At 71.2% G+C, this 14,921-nt stretch carries 11 protein-coding genes, 1 pseudogene and 1 CRISPR repeat array (1 of these 13 only partly in view); of the genes and pseudogenes, 7 read left to right on the top strand and 5 right to left on the bottom strand.

From position 1 onward, the window contains the following. Positions 1-38 precede the first annotated feature (38 nt). Complete coding sequence (locus tag NQZ70_RS31070; RefSeq protein ID WP_207217529.1) at positions 39-839, bottom strand: DUF6055 domain-containing protein; 801 nt, start codon at positions 837-839, stop codon at positions 39-41. Continuing rightward, positions 782-1,075: a hypothetical protein gene (locus NQZ70_RS31065; RefSeq protein ID WP_207217528.1), complete on the bottom strand. Its 294-nt coding sequence runs from the start codon at positions 1,073-1,075 to the stop codon at positions 782-784. Before NQZ70_RS31065 ends, NQZ70_RS31070 begins: the two co-directional genes overlap by 58 nt. Before the next feature lie 235 nt (positions 1,076-1,310). Here NQZ70_RS31065 and NQZ70_RS31060 point away from each other — a divergent pair, with 235 nt between their 5' ends. Continuing rightward, entirely contained in the window at positions 1,311-2,759 is a 1,449-nt protein-coding gene (locus tag NQZ70_RS31060) for a phosphatidylserine/phosphatidylglycerophosphate/cardiolipin synthase family protein (protein ID WP_129577453.1), read from the top strand. Between the two features lie 31 nt (positions 2,760-2,790). Here the strand turns inward: NQZ70_RS31060 and NQZ70_RS31055 are convergent, their stop codons facing one another. Continuing rightward, positions 2,791-3,738 carry a GlxA family transcriptional regulator gene (locus NQZ70_RS31055; protein ID WP_129577452.1) on the bottom strand — a complete coding sequence of 316 codons (948 nt, stop codon included), beginning with the start codon at positions 3,736-3,738 and terminating at the stop codon, positions 2,791-2,793. Between the two features lie 165 nt (positions 3,739-3,903). On the opposite strand from NQZ70_RS31055, the pseudogene NQZ70_RS31050 reads away from it, so the two are divergent. Beyond that, a pseudogene (locus NQZ70_RS31050) lies at positions 3,904-4,314 on the top strand (SDR family NAD(P)-dependent oxidoreductase); the annotation flags it as partial. Positions 4,315-4,441: 127 nt separating this feature from the next. Here the strand turns inward: NQZ70_RS31050 and smpB are convergent. Continuing rightward, positions 4,442-4,930, bottom strand: coding sequence for an SsrA-binding protein SmpB (gene smpB / locus NQZ70_RS31045; RefSeq protein WP_129577451.1), 489 nt, complete (start codon positions 4,928-4,930; stop codon positions 4,442-4,444). A gap of 197 nt (positions 4,931-5,127) precedes the next feature. Between smpB and NQZ70_RS31040 the strand changes: the two genes are divergently transcribed. Beyond that, the gene (locus tag NQZ70_RS31040; RefSeq protein ID WP_129577450.1) at positions 5,128-6,276 is read left to right on the top strand and encodes a hypothetical protein; all 1,149 of its coding nucleotides are present in this window, start codon (positions 5,128-5,130) and stop codon (positions 6,274-6,276) included. Between the two features lie 101 nt (positions 6,277-6,377). On the opposite strand, the gene NQZ70_RS31035 is transcribed toward NQZ70_RS31040, so the two are convergent. Continuing rightward, positions 6,378-7,652 carry a DUF6688 family protein gene (locus NQZ70_RS31035; RefSeq protein ID WP_129577449.1) on the bottom strand — a complete coding sequence of 425 codons (1,275 nt, stop codon included), beginning with the start codon at positions 7,650-7,652 and terminating at the stop codon, positions 6,378-6,380. A 957-nt stretch (positions 7,653-8,609) separates the two neighbouring features. On the opposite strand from NQZ70_RS31035, the gene ltrA reads away from it, so the two are divergent. The 4 genes from ltrA (at position 8,610) to NQZ70_RS31015 (ending at position 14,367) form a co-directional block, all read left to right on the top strand. Continuing rightward, complete coding sequence (gene ltrA, locus NQZ70_RS31030) at positions 8,610-9,917, top strand: group II intron reverse transcriptase/maturase (protein ID WP_207217527.1); 1,308 nt, start codon at positions 8,610-8,612, stop codon at positions 9,915-9,917. A gap of 179 nt (positions 9,918-10,096) precedes the next feature. Continuing rightward, positions 10,097-11,137 carry a PEGA domain-containing protein gene (locus NQZ70_RS31025; RefSeq protein ID WP_324293030.1) on the top strand — a complete coding sequence of 347 codons (1,041 nt, stop codon included), beginning with the start codon at positions 10,097-10,099 and terminating at the stop codon, positions 11,135-11,137. Positions 11,138-11,152: 15 nt separating this feature from the next. Next, positions 11,153-12,781 carry a hypothetical protein gene (locus tag NQZ70_RS31020; protein WP_129577448.1) on the top strand — a complete coding sequence of 543 codons (1,629 nt, stop codon included), beginning with the start codon at positions 11,153-11,155 and terminating at the stop codon, positions 12,779-12,781. A 38-nt stretch (positions 12,782-12,819) separates the two neighbouring features. Continuing rightward, complete coding sequence (locus NQZ70_RS31015; protein WP_129577447.1) at positions 12,820-14,367, top strand: hypothetical protein; 1,548 nt, start codon at positions 12,820-12,822, stop codon at positions 14,365-14,367. 239 nt (positions 14,368-14,606) lie between these two features. Further along, positions 14,607-14,921: a CRISPR direct-repeat array (repeat unit 36 nt; unit sequence GCTTCAATGGGGCCGCCGCCTTTCAGCGGCGGAGAG) (it continues 3,618 nt past the right edge of the window).

Here is a 14,921-nt window from a genome sequence, read left to right as displayed (position 1 = left end):
CGCCTCGACGGAGCGGCGGTCGACGGGGGATCGCGGCCTCAACGGCGCCAGGTGTACGGCGGCGCGACCGTCACCTCGGTCACCGTCGATTCTCCTCGCCAGTCGTCGGGGACGAACCCGTAGAACGTGTCGCTCGACTTCGACGCGGCGACGAACTCGACATCTCCGAGCAGCCGCGCCGTCCCGGAGACGGACTGGCCGCTGACGAACCAGCCGAGCGGATAGAACGTGGTCTGGACCGTCGCCGAGCCGCTCACGTCGAACCCGCGCGCCTGGATGCCCGGGCCGCCTTGCCCGACAAGGCTGAGCGCGCCGACCCGGCCGCCGGAGATCTTGCCGCGCACGATGGTCGCATGATCCTCGACGCGGACGTCGCCGGTCACCTCGCCGCCGAGGATCGCGGCGTGAGGACCGACGTAGACGCTCGACGGCGTGCCCGCGGGCGCGCACCCGCCGCCGTTCGCGTGCCGCGCCGTGCCCTGCGGGCACGCCTCGAGCTGGCCGTCCTGGAACCCGGCCAGCCACGCCCCGTCGAGCTGCACCATGTACGGATAGCGATGGATCGACGGGTACGCGGGGCCGTCCGAGGGGTTCGTCCAGACGATCTTCTTGTATTCGGTCGGCGTCGCGACCACGATCAGATAGACGTTCTCGCCCGCGTCGACGCAGAAATCGAGCTCGCCGTCGCTCCCTCGCCGCAGCGGGCTGTAGCGCGGCGTGGAGAGCTCCGGGTCCGTCGCCACGAGGCCCCAGCGCCAGCCGGAGTCGGCGCCGGGCTGCGTCACGCCCCGGAACGCGACGCGCACGCTCGTCGCGCCGGGCTGCGGGTGCAGGCGCACGACGCGTTGTAGCCCCAGCGCTGCGGCGCCCAGTGGTACGGCGAGACGAAGCGGCGATGCTGCGCCCAGTCCGCGTCGAGCCCCTCGAGGCGCGTGAGCCGCAGCCGCCGATCGGTGCGGCCGCCGGCGGCGCCCGAGGTCGCCTCCGCGCCGCCGCCGGCGGACGACGCGGCCGGCGCGCGCTCCTCGGCCGCCTGGCCGCACGCCGCGAGGAGCGCGGCGACGGCGAGCGCCATCCCCTACGCGCGCCGCCGCCCGAGCGGCGCGCGCGCCGCGGGGCCGCCGCCCGCGCTCGCGCGGGGCGCGGACGGGGAGCGACGACGGTCGGCGCGGCCGCAGCTCGCCGGTGACCCTCAAGCCTGGTCGAGCATGCCGTATTCTCGTTCGGGCCGCGCTCGTCAGGCGACCCCCGGGACCGTCGTCGACGCGGCGCGCGACGACGCACGAAAACTCTGGCATTGAACGTGTGCCATGACCGCCGCTCGCGTCCCTGCGCGCATCCCCACGACGAACGCGCCGCTGCGCGCCGTCGCACGGCAAACCTTCAGTCGGGTCGCTGGCGCGCCGCTCATCGGCGGCAACAGGGTCGATCTGCTGATCGACGGGCGAGCGAACTTCGACGCATGGCTCGCCGCGATACGGGCCGCGCGCACCTCGATCCTGTTCGAGAACTACCTCTTCGACGACGACGCGCTGGCGCGCGAGTTCCGCGACGCGCTCGCCGAGCGCGCCGCGGCTGGCGTCCACGTCAGCGTGATCCGCGACTGGTTCGGGTGCCTGTGCGCGTCGACGGACCACTTCTGGAGCCCGCTGCGCGCGGCGTGCGGGGAGGTCCGCACCTACAACCCGTTCAGCTTCACCAGCCCGTTCGGGTGGGTGACGCGCGATCATCGCAAGCTGCTCGTCGTCGACGCCGAGGTCGGCTTCGTCTCCGGCGTCTGCGTCAGCGGCAGGTGGCTCGGCGACGCGGCGCGGGGCGTGCCGCCGTGGCGCGACACCGGCATCGCCGTGCGGGGGCCGGCGGTGCGCGCGCTCGCCGAGGCGTTCGCCGACAACTGGGCGACCCTCGGTGAGAGCCTGCCCGCCGATCTGCCCGCCCTCACCGAGGTTCCGCCGGCGGTCGGCCCCGTGGACCTGCGCGTCGTGGCGAAGCTGCCGAGCACCACCGGGCTCTACCGGCTCGAGCAGATGGTCGCCGCGCTGGCGCAGCGGACGCTCTGGCTGACGGACGCGTACTTCGTCGGCATCGCGCCGTACGTCCAGGCGCTGACCGCTGCGGCGCGCGACGGCGTGGACGTGCGCCTGCTCGTCCCGGGCACGAGCGACGTCCCGGTCATCGGCAGGCTGTCGCGGGCCGGCTATCGCCCGCTGCTCGAGGCCGGCGTGCGCGTCTACGAGTGGAACGGCTCGATGCTCCACGCGAAGACCGCGGTGGCCGATGGCCGCTGGGCGCGCGTGGGGTCGAGCAACCTCAATATCGCGAGCTGGCTGGAGAACTGCGAGATCGACGTGGCGATCGAGGATGAGGAGTTCGCCGGGCGCATGCAGGCGCAGTACGAGGAAGATCTCCGCGGCGCGACCGAGATCGTGCTCCACGCGCGGCGCCGCGCGGTCCACGACAGGAGGCGCCGCCCGCAGGGGGCCGGGACCGGGCGCTCCGCCGCGGGCGCCTTGCGCCTCGCGAACACCGTGGGCGCGGCGATGGCGAACCGCCGCGTCCTCGGCGCGGCCGAGGGCGCGATCCTGCTCGGCGGGGCGCTCTTGCTCCTCGGCGGCGCGGCGGTCGCCGTGTGCTTTCCGCGCCTGCTCGCCTGGCCGCTCGCCCTGCTCGCGCTCTGGTCCGCGATCAGCCTGCTCCTCCGGTACGTCACCCTCGCCCGCAGGGCCCAGGCGCCGGAGTCATCGCCGCGCGCGCCGTGACGCGCTCGCGCCCGCCTCGCCCGCCGCCGGCTCAGGATCGGCCATCGAGCTGCCCGGCCGCGCGGCGGAGCGCCTGCGGCGGCTGCCCGAAGGCCCGGACGAACGAGCGCCGCATGCGCTCGCGGTTGCCGAAGCCGTTCTCGCGCGCGACCTCGTCGATCGAGAACCGGCCGGACTCCATCATGATCCGCGCGGCCTCGACGCGCAGCCGCTCCACGGCCTTGGCCGGCGACTGTCCGGTCTCTTCGCGGAACACGCGGCTGAACTGGCGGGGGCTCAGGTGCGCGGCGCGCGCCAGCTGCTCGACGGACAGGTCCGCGCTCAGGTGCTCCCGCGCGTAGGTCAGCGCGGTCTGGACGCGGTCCGATCTCGCGTCGAGGTCCAGCAAGGCCGAGAACTGCGACTGCCCGCCGGCGCGCCGGTGATAGACGACGAGCTTCCTCGCCACCATCCGGGCGACCTCGACGCCGAGGTCCGCCTCCACCAGCGCCAGCGCGAGGTCGATCCCGGCGCTCATGCCGGCCGACGTCCAGATCGGGCCGTCGACGATGAAGATGCGATCGTCGTCGACCGCGACGCTCGGGTGCTTCCGCTGCAAGCCGGGCGCGAAGTACCAGTGCGTGGTCGCGCGCCGGCCGTCCAGCAGCCCGGCCTCGGCCAGGACGAAGGCGCCGGTGCACACGCCGGCGATCCTGCGCGTGCGCCGGGCGGCGGCGCGAAGATAGCGCGCCACGCCCGGCGGGCCCGGCGAGCCGTCGGTGTCGCCGCCGACGAGCAGCGTGTCGAACGCGCGGCGCCCGAAGGGCACCGTCTGGATCTCGTACCCGATCGAGGTCGCCACCGGCCCGCCCCGCTCCGACAGCAGCGTGAGCTTGTACTCCGGCGTCCCCACGTGAAGGTTGGCTGTCTCGAACACGGCCGTCACCGCGAGGCTCATCGCGGAGAAGCCGGGATAAACGATCAGCCCGATGGTCCTCATGGCTCACCTGTCCGGGATGATGCGAATGTCCTGAAACGTTGCATCTTTGACATGTCGGACATGCAGGCCCCAGGTTAGGTTCTTCTCCGTGGGCCGGCAACACCGCCGGTCGTCGTGGAGCGCCGACCCGAGCGGCGTATCGAACGAGGGGAACTGGAGACCACCATGCGACTGAAGGGAAAGACGGCATTCATCACCGGCGGCAACAGCGGCATCGGGCTGGCGACGGCGCGCGCGTTCATCGCCGAGGGGGCGAAGGTGGCGATCACTGGCCGCAACCAGGAGACGCTCGACGCCGCGGCGGCCGAGCTGGGCGAGGGCGTCCTGGCGATCCGGGCCGATGTGCAGGACGTCCCGTCGATCGAGCGAGCGGCCGCGCGGGCGGCGGAGGCGTTCGGCAAGCTCGATATCGTGTTCGCCAACGCCGGTATCAGCGGCGCGACCCCGCTCGGCGGGACGAGCGTCGATGCGTTCGAGAGCATCGTCAGGACGAACCTTACGGGCGCGTTCTTCACCGTCCAGGCGGCCGCGCCGCACCTGAGGGAGAGGGCGTCGATCATCCTGAACGGCTCGGTGCACGCGCCCGTGCACGGCGGCCCCCGCTGACGCCGCGCGGCGCATCGCCCGCGTGATCGTACGGCTGCGCGAGATCGAGGGCGGCGAGCGCGGGGATGACGAGCTCCCGGAGATGGCGCGCCCTGCGTCACGCGCCTCCGTACCGTCGCTGTCCGTGGACCACCACGGCTCGCGCCTCGCGCTCGGCGTCTTGCGCCTTGATGGTCTCGCGCTTGTCGTAGGTCTTCTTCCCCCTCGCCAGCGCGATCTCGACCTTGGCCCGACCGCCCTTGAAGTAGAGCCGGGTAGCGATGGCGGTCATCCCCTCGCGGGCGATCGAGTGGTCGATGCGCTCGATCTCGCGCCGATGGAGGAGGAGCTTGCGCGCGCCCTTCGGCAGGTGGCCGAAGGCGGCGGCGGCCATCGCGGCGATGCTCACGCCTTGCAAGAACGCCTCGCCCCTGTGGACCGTGCAGAACGAGTCGGTCAAGTCGGCCTTGCCGGCGCGGAGCATCTTCACCTCGCTCCCCTTGAGGACGATCCCCGCCTCGAACCGATCGCCGAGGTCGTAATCGAAGCCCGCGCGCTTGTTGCGCGCGATGAGCGTCTCGCCCGGCCTGGCCTTTTCCTTCGGCACGAGGGGGATCGTAGCACGGCGCCCCCGCGCCCCCGCGTTCCGCACGTGGGTCGCCTGTCGCTCGATCCTTCTTCATCGGAATAGTCGAACGGCGCGCGAATCAAGGCTTGAGCATGGATTCGAACAGCACGGATCGCGCGCCTGGTTCAGCGCGTTCTTCTGGCGCCGCCCAAACACGCTTCGGTTATCCTTCGGCCATGGCGAGCTTGCAGAGAACGGCGGGGACATGGGCGAGCGCACTCCTCCTGGTGACCTGGGGATGCGACGGAAGGACGATCCTGGAGCACGATGGCTCGGCGGCGGCCGGGCCTGACGATCCGTCGAGCTCGGGAACGCCGGCGGGCTCGGCCGGCCAGGGCGGCGGGCCGAACGCCCCCTCCGGCGCGTGCTCGGCCGGCGAAGCGCGCTGTAACGGGAGCTTCCGCCGCGAAACATGCGCGGAGGATGGCGCCTGGATCGAGACGGACTTCGTGTGCGCACGAACGGTGGCCGTGGACGACGACCTCGGAAGCTACTGCGTCACCAAGGCGAACGGCGCGTATCGCTGCTGGGGATCGTCGGAATCAGGCGACGCCGTCGATGCTCCGCCGCTGCCCGACGGGATCTACCGGCGCGTCCAGCTCACGCGGTCCGGGCTCATCGGGCTCACCGAGGATGGCCGCTTGCGTGCGGCCGAATTCACGATTCCGGAGAGCCCTTCGCAGGTCGTCGCTTTTCGTCAGACGAACATGTGGGGCGACGTCGGGGTTTGCTCGCTCCAGTCCGACGGCGCGTTCGGGATGTTCCTCTACGATCCGCGCGAGCCGGACGGCCCCTCCACGCGCGCCCAACCCGTGGAAGGCGGGCCATTTTCGCGCGTGTACTGCGCGTGGGAAGGTATGTACGCCGCCGTTCGAGCGGACGGCACCGTCATGTCGAATTATGCCACGGCGCCGCCCGGCAACGATTTCGCGGAGCTCGCGCTGAGCATCGGCATCTTCTGCGGCCTCCGGACGGACGGCACCATCTCCTGTCACAGGCCACCCGCCGATGGAGTCAGCATCCTGACCGTGGGGCCGGACCTGCCCGCGTTTCCACCGGGACGCTATCGGTCGATCACCGCGACGGCCGGCGCCGTGTGTGCCATCGACGAGCAGGATGCCCTCGTCTGCAAGCGGTACGACGGTCGGGATATGCCAATCCCTCCCGCGCGGTACGTGTTCGCAGAAGGCGGCTATAACGTGCTGTGCGCCGTGCGCGCCGACGGATCGACCGCTTGCTTCCGGCACGGCGGCGCGGGCAGTCTCGATCTCGAGAACGTGAGCGACTTCGCTCCGGTCGAGCCGCCGCTGGATCCCGGCTGGTGAGCTGACGCCGGAAGATGTCGCACCGGCCGCTGTCGCATTCGACGAACGTCTCGCACGCCGCGCCGTCGGGCCCGGCGGCGGCGGTAGCGGCGGCCCGGCGATCAGCGGTACATGCGGTCGATCCGCGCCTCGGGGGCGCGCGGGTCGAGCAGCAGGAGCGCGAGGTAGAACGCCCATTCCACGGGCTTCATCGCGAGGTAGACGAGATCGGCGGCCCAGGCGGCGCGGATGTACCGGCTCACGGGCAGGCCCAGCCGGTCGTAGAGCCGGCGCGCCGCGCGGCCGAAGCGCGGCCAGCGCTCGTGCAGGAGATCCTCGAAGGCATTGGCGATCGCGAGCTGGCGATTGACGAGGATCGGCGTGCCGCCCCGCCGTCCGAGCCGGACGGGGCGCACCAGCCAGGCGTGGCCGCGCGCCGCGACGGTGCACAGGTAATGGCAGTCGCCGGGGAGCTCGACGATCGGGAGCTGAGAGAGGGTGTATCCGCAGGTGCGGGTGAAGACCTGGAGCGCGGCCGAGGGATGTCCCAGCCAGGCGGCATGGACGACGGCGTGGATCCCGAGGAGGACCGGGGAGGCGGCGAGGGCGCGCCACAGGGTCGGCCGGTGGATGGCGGGGGGCGGCGGGAGGGGAACCTGGGGCGGTCCGACGCGGTAGGCGGCGTCCGCGGCGGCGAGCGGGGCGGGCGCGCTGGCCTCGACGCCGCGCCGCACGAGGCGGGCGCGCAGCTCGACGGCATAGAGGATGACGGTGAGGAGCGGAGCGATGCAGGGGAGGAAGAGCGGCGGCACGAGCAGGCCGGCGACGAGCCAGGGGCCGAAGTGCACGGCGAGGAGGGTGTGGAGGGCGAGGCCGAGGAGCAGGGCTGCATGGATGGCGAGCTCGGCGGGGCCGGGGAGCGCTGCGGGTCGGCGGCGCGAGATGGCGTAAGCGAGGGCGGTGAGCGCGTGCAGGGCGAGCAGGCCGTAGACCTCGGGCTCGGCGAGGGGGCGGAACGCGGTGGTGTTGGCGTCGCACGCCTGGACGGCGCACGTGTCGGGGGCCCCGTGGCTATACGCCATGCCCCAGGCGGGCAGGAGGAGGAGCGCGAGCACCTCGGAGGCGATCTGGAAGGGGCGGCGGCCGCGGCGGCGGATGGCGCGGTAGGTCCACACGGTGAGGCCGAGCCACCCCGCGAGGCCGAGCGCCACGGCGAGGAAGGAGGCGCCGCCGAGTCGTGCCAGCACGGTCGCGCCGAAGAGCAGCGCCGCGAGCGGGGGCACGCCGTAGCCGGTGGCCACGAGGGCGGCGATGGCGCCGTCCACGAGAGAGAAAGGCGGCTTCGGCGGGGACGGCGGCTGCTGCTGCGCTTCGGACGGCGGCGGCTGCTGCGGCATGCGTCGGCCATGATAACGGCTGCGGTCGGGGGAGATCCATCGATGGATCCGAGGCGCGTCGGGTTGCTGCGGGTCTCCGCGGGGCGCTCCGCCGCATCGCATGGCTGGGCCATGCGTTGAGGGCAGCCGCGGGATGCATCGCCTGCTCGCAGACCGTGATCGTCGAGGCCGTCGCCGACACCTTGGTGTGACGATGTGGCAAAATGTGACTCCAGCCACCCCGGCCGGCGGCAAACGGATCGGCATCCAGGGAGAACCGTTCCTTTCCGCCATTCACCACGAAATCCTCGCACAAAGCGCTGCTCTCCAGCGCTCGGATCTCGGTTGACGCCGTGTGCCAGGCGCAACTAGCGTCCCTGCATGGTGCGTCGTGACGAGATCAATCTTTATCCCCGTCCGCGGGGCGAGAGAGCGATCTCAAGCTGCACATCTCTAGCGGGTGCGAGTCCCGTCCGGGTAAGCGCCGGAGCGCCCGGTAGCAGGCCCCAGGTTTGCGGGGGAGACCCCGCGGCCCGAGCGGGGCGTCGAATGCCTTTACGGAGGGAGCAAGAACGCGGGCCGCAACATCAAGTGAAGCCTGCCGCCTCGACAGACAAACAACGAGGGAGCCGAGCCGCGCATGCAACGGCGAAGGCCACATCCGTCGCGCCGCAGTCCGGAGCAGAACGCGCGTCGGGTCCCTCCGGGGTAGAGGGCGCAGCACGCGTTCAAGGAGAGGTGCGGAACACGGGAGACCCGTCTGCGTTGCTGTCGTCACGGCAAGGTGGCTCGTATAAGCCGAAGGTGAAATCGAGCGCTGCGCAGCGGGAGTCCGAGGGGGCCGTAGTACCGTTGATGGCCGCGACGAACAACGCGGTCGGAGGGAGAGGCCCCTGCGGTGGTCGCGTCGGTCGAGGAGGTAAGCGCGAGGGCATGGCCGGCAGGACCGGCTCCAACCACCCCCGTGGGCGCGAGCCCATGGACAAAGTGCGACAACTCCAACGCCGGCTGTGGGTCGCGGCCAAGCGGCATCCGGGGCGCCGGTTCCACGCGTTGTACGACCGCATCGCGAGGGGTGACGTCCTCGCGGAAGCGTGGAAGCGGGTGAAGCGGAACCGAGGTGCGGCGGGTGTCGATGCTCAGACGCTCGCTGATATCGAGCAGCACGGCGTGGAGCGCTTCCTCGAAGAGCTCGGCGTCACGCTGCGAGCAGGTACGTACCGGCCGACAGCGGTGTTGCGCCGGTACATCCCGAAGGCCGATGGGAAGAGGCGGCCGCTAGGCATTCCGACGATCCGGGACCGGGTGGTGCAGATGGCGGCGAAGCTGGTGCTGGAGCCGATCTTCGAGGCGGACTTCCGCCCGAGCTCGTACGGCTTCCGGCCTCGCCGCAGCGCGACGCAGGCGCTGGAGACCCTCCGCAAGCTGGGAGCTCGCAGAGGTAACCACGTCCTGGACGCGGACATCCGCGACTACTTCGGGAGCATCGACCACGACAAGCTGATGAAGCTGGTCGAGCGACGCGTCTCGGATCGGCGGGTGCTCAAGCTGCTGCGGCAGTGGCTCCGGTGCGGGGTGATGGAAGAAGGGCGGGAGATAGCGACGCTCTCGGGGACACCGCAGGGCGGCGTGATCTCTCCACTGCTCTCGAACATCTTCCTGCACGTGCTCGATGTGGCGTGGGAGCGCCATGGTGCCCATCTGGGCACGATGGTGCGCTACGCGGACGACTTCGTGGTCATGTGCACCACGAGGTCGGCGTGCGAGCAGGCCGAGAGGCGCGTACGCGAGGTGCTCGCGCGGCTCGGGCTGGAGCTACACCCGGATAAGACGAGGCGGGTGGATCTCTCCTTGGGCAAGGAGGGCTTCGACTTCCTCGGCTGCCACCTGCGCAAGCGCATGAGCGGGCCGATCTGGGAGCAGTCACGCCGGCGCGTGTACTTCCTCCAGCGCTGGCCCTCTCAGCGCAGCATGAAGCGGGTGCGGCAGCGCGTGAAGGAGCTGACCGGTCGAGCCAGGAACGGGGTGAAGGACGTGCGGGTGCTGATCCGCGCTCTGAACCCGGTGCTGCGCGGCTGGGGCAACTACTTCCGCACCGGGAACGCGAAGAGCAAGTTCAACCAGATCGACCGCTACGTGTGGCGGCGGCTCCGCGACTTCCTCAGGAAGCGCAAGGGGCGCAACCTGCGCGCGGGTGAGGTCGAGGGTTGGACATGCGACTTCTTCGTCGAAGGTCACGGGCTCCACCGCCTGCGCGGGACCGTTCAGTACCCGGAGGCTGCATAATGCAGCGACCCGAGAGGCCACCGGTAAGCCGTGTGCGGGAAATCCGCACGCACGGTTTGAAAGGGGGTCTTGCCCTTCATCGCCCAGTTTCACGGCCGGGCAGGAGAAAGTAGGATCTACCAATGCGTTGCGGTAGGCCGCTGCTCTTCATTTTTCTAGCGCTTGGCGCCTCAACGGGCTTGGTCAGCGCGGCCGACGCGGAGGGACAGCATTCGACCCCCGCACCAGCCGCTGGTCCGGCGGTGAAAGACCTTGTTGGCCGTGCTCGGAAGGCGCGGAAGCTAGGGAAGTGGAACGAGGCCTACGACGCCTACAAAGCGGCCTTCGACGCCGCAGAGGCGGTGCCCAGCGCGATCGGAGAGCGCGCGGAGCTCGCCGGCGAGCTGGGCCTCTGTGAGCTCGCGCTCCGCAAGTACCGTGAGGCGGCGGAGCACCTGACCTGGAGCCTCGAGCAGGGCCATGCGCTCACGGACGACGTCCGGATACGATTCGAAGTCGGACAGGCGAAGGCAGCGTTTTACCTCCTTCGAGTCCTGCTGTCCGTCGATCCGCCGGATGCCGAGGTGTTCATCAACGGCAAAGCCATCGGCCGGACCGCACGGACTTACAAGCTGTTCCTCGATCCCGGACGACACATGCTGCGGGCCCGGGCGCCTGGCCGTGAGGAGGCGCTGCATGTCGTCAGCGCCAGCGCGGGCTCGGAGATCGAGATCGCGATGCAGCTGCCGCGCCTTTCGGTGAGCAGCATCAGGGAAGCGCCGGCGGCGCCGGAGGCCGCGAGCGCTTCGCCCGCTGCGCGCCCGCAGGCCTCGAGCCCGTGGGCATCCTGGCCGGGAGCGTTGCGCATCACCGGCATCGGCTTGACCGTCGCAACAGGATCGCTCGGCGCGGCTTTCATGGTCCGCGCGAGCGCTGCGGATGGAGACCTCGACGAGCGGAACAAGAGGCTCGACGCGGCGGGGGTCTCGCCGGGGGTGTGTCGGGAACCGCCCAAGCCCGCGACGTGCTCCGAGCTGACGCGCCTCCGACGAGAGCGCGACCTCTTTGCCGGCCTCGGCACGGCGATGGTGGTGACGAGCGGCCTCGCCGGCGCCGCGACGCTGGCTTCGTTCTTCGCGGACTCCTCTTTTCTGCGGACTGAGCCCACGAAAGCTCGGCTCGCGCTGATGCCGACGGTGACGCCGGCACGGCTTGGCCTCGTGGCATACGGCGCGTGGTGATCAGGGAGCAAGCACATGTCTCTTCCCGAATTGCGACGAATGCGGCTGCTGCTCGCCGTGGGGATCCTCTTCACGGGCGGCGCGGGGGGCCTCTCCGGGTGCGTTTACGACGACAGCTGCTACGACGAACGCGTCTGCCTCTCCCTTCCGAAGTCTCCCTGTGAGGGTGACCCAGCGACGGCGCCGGCGCTGGATGAATGCGGGGTGTTCGTCAGCGAGCAGGGCGACGACGAGAGCCCGGGCACAAGGAGCGCGCCGGTGAGGACGATGCAACACGCGATCGGGCTCGCCGCGAGCGGCCGAGGCGACGCCGAGGCGCCGACCTGGCGCGTGTACGCTTGCGGTGGGGCGTTCGCGGAGGAGATCACGCTGCCTGCCGGGGTCGACCTCTGGGGCAGCCGTCGCTGTGATGGCGGCGATGATTGGTCGTATGGGGGGTCGTTCGCCGGGCCGAATGCGTCGACGATCATCGGGCCGCCCGACGGGATCCCGGTGCGGGTCCTCGGCGGGGGCGAGGCGGTCGTCGCGGGGAACGATGCGACGTCCGTGATCTTCGGCGTGCGCGCCGTGGCGGCGGACGCCTCGGCGCGCGATGGCAAGTCGTCGATCGCGATGATCTTGAGCCGGGGAGCGCGGGCGATCGTGCGGGACAGCGTCATCGTCGCGGGCGGGGGCAGCGAGGGGGAGCCGGGAGAGGACGCGCCCAGCGAGCCGGCGACAGACGGCGAGCAGGGAAGCGACGGCGCGCACGCGTGTACAGCGGACGTCGTGACGGGCGCTCGCCCGGTCGTGACGAGGTGCGACGATGGCACCGAGTCCGTCGGCGGATACGGCGGCGACGGTGGGCTCGATGTCGGCGGCGATGGCGCTTCGGGACAGCCAGCGTCCGAGGAGAATCAAGAGGCTACGGGTCGCGGAGGCTCCGGCGCGGACACCATGAGGTGCACCAAGGGGAGCAAGGGCGCCGCCGGTGCTGACGCCGGTCGTGCGGCCGGCGCATCGGGTCCTGGGTTCCTGGACATCGACGGATGGGTCGGCGTGCGAGGTGAAGACGGGAAGAACGGTGGCGTTGGCCATGGCGGGGGCGGCGGCGGCGGCAGCAAGGGGCGAGGCGAGCTGGACTCGTGCCGAGATCGACCCCCAGGGGGGGCGGCGGGCGGCTCGGGCGGCAGCGGCGGCTGCGGCGGCCTGGGAGGCAAGGGCGGCGGCTACGGCGGGGCGAGCATCGGCATCATCGCGCTGGAGGGCGCCGAGCTGACGGTCGAGGCCAGCGACGTGTTCACTGGCGACGGCGGCCGCGGAGGCGTTGGCGGAACCGGGCAATGGGGAGGCCGAGGCGCTGGAGGTGGCCGCGGCGGGAGCCATCCGTTTACCGAGCTGTGGCCCGCCTGTCCTGGCGGCAGGGGTGGCAACGGCGGCCGCGGGGGCGATGCCGGCGGCGGCTCCGGTGGGCATTCGCTCGGCGTTGCCTCGGTGGGCGCAACGGTCACCCTTGCCCAGGATGCGAGCGTTCACCACGGAGACGGCGGAAGCGGTGGTCCCGCAGGGAACGCAGCCCCGGACGAGGACGAGGGCAAGGGAGATCCGGGACTCGCCTACTTTTGGTATCGGTTCGATGCTCCCGCCCCGGCGCCACCTCGATGAACCGCTCTCGTGCAGGCGATTCACGGCAGGAGACTCCCATGAGCAATACGGCCGCCACTGTCTTCTCCATCATCCTATCGTCATGGGCCATCGGTTGCGGCACTACGACGAACGTAGCCGAGGATGGCGGCACACCGTGCTCCGCCTCATCCTGCCAGGACGAGGCGCCGCCGGAGTCGGTCTGCCGCGAGCACGTGGCCGCCGATATCCTCGACGATGGCTGCGGTGTGTTCGTCGCCGGGATCGCGGCGGGCGGCGACGACGCCAACCCTGGCACGAAGGCCAAGCCGGTCTTCTCCGTTCAATACGCCATCGATCTCGCGCGTCGAGGGCGAGGTCGCGTGTTCCTCTGCAGCGACGGGTTCTTGGGCAACGTGAGGCTCCCCGCCGGCGTGGACCTCCTCGGGGGCTTCAACTGCTGGCGTTGGGGGCGCGCCGATGCTGATCCGCTGTCCACCCTTCAGGAGATCAGGGACTCCGACCCCATCGTGACCGTCGAGCCGGCGAGCGCGAGCGACACCGGCGCGGCCGACGGGGTGTCGACGATCGCCAACATCCTTGCGCGGTCGGAGGGGCCGATTTCGGTGCTCGTTCAGTCCAACACCGTGGTGGAGATCCTCCGAAGCGAGATCCGGACCTCCTACGGATGGGGAGGCCGCGACGGCGAGAAATGGCCCTGGCCGAACCAGGCGGCGGATGGGCCCGACGGGCAGTACGGGGGACACGCGTGCTCGGCGGCCACGGTCCCTGGCGGAGCGGCGCCGGAGAACCGGTGCGAAGGAGGAATGCCGAGCTTCGGCGGCAAAGGCGGCGACGGGATGCCCGACGGCGCTGAGGACGGGGGCACCGGCTCGCCCGCGGCGTTGAACCCCACGAGCTCAGGACGCGGTGGACGTGGGGAGCGGGAAAACTTCGCCTGTGAGCGGGGGGATCCCGGGAGCGATGGGAACCCGGGGAAGGTGGGCGCGATCGGCGAGGGCATCGGGCGAATCACGGAGACAGGCTGGGAAGGGGGCAAGGCGGGCGACGGCGAGAGGGGCACGCCGGGCCAGGGCGGCGGCGGAGCGGGCGGTCAGCGAGGCGGATTCGCGCTGTGCGGCGTGACCACCAAGGGAGGCGCCGGCGGCGGCTCCGGAGGCGCTGGCGGCTGCGGCGGCAGGGGCGGCCGAGGGGGCGAGAACGGGCACCCGACCATCGGCATCGTCGCGCTTCACGCCAAGGTGACGGTGCGCGACACCCATATCATCACCCTCGACGCGGGCCCAGGCGGCGACGGCGGGCCGCCCGAGGACGGCGGCGAGGGCGGCCGAGGCGCGCCGGGCGGCTCCTTCGGCGACGGCAGCATGTGGTCCTGCCACGGGGCCAACGGCGGCAACGGCGGCCCCGGCGGCTACGGCGGTCCCGGGCGCGGCGGCGACTCGATCGGGATCGCCTACCTCGACGAGGACCAGCTCGAGATCGAGGGGGTCACGTACGAGTTCGGACCACCGGGCAAGGGCGGCACGAGCTGGGAGTTGTTTGAAGAGGAAGGGATGGTCACGGGGCAGGACGGCAACAAGGTCGAGACGCTGCGTTTCCCTGAATAGGGTCGGCGAATAGGATCGGCGAGCGGGCTGGACAGGCCAGCAGGGGCGACGTCCGAGGTCCTGGGCAGCGGCGCGGCTCGTGTACGAAACGCTGACCATGTGGACGAGCTCGGGGCCGTCGAGGTCTTCGAGCGCGGCCGGCGTCGAGGCGCTGCGGCGTGAGCGAGGCGCTGCGGCGGTGTGTACGTGAGCATGGGCGAGCTCGGGGCCGGACATCAGCAGCACCTCGCGCGGTGCGAGCTTCGATGGGGCCGCCGCCTTTCAGCGGCGGAGAGGTCAAGGCCGAGGACATTATCCGTATCTACGAGAAGCTTCAATGGGGCCGCCGCCTTTCAGCGGCGGAGAGCGTTGCGTGAGCACGCGCCAAAGCGCGTTTAGCTCGTGCTTCAATGGGGCCGCCGCCTTTCAGCGGCGGAGAGGCAAGATCGAGCTGCAACGCCAGGCAGGAAAGCTGCTCGCTTCAATGGGGCCGCCGTCTTTCAGCGGCGGAGAGCTCGGCACGCTCATCCTCTACGACCGCCTCTGGCAGCTTCAATGGGGCCGCCGCCTTTCAG

It is taken from the genome of Sorangium sp. So ce836 (assembly GCF_028553905.1).
Lineage (GTDB): Bacteria > Myxococcota_A > Polyangia > Polyangiales > Polyangiaceae > Sorangium > Sorangium cellulosum_D.
This window is presented reverse-complemented; position numbering and strand designations above follow the sequence as displayed.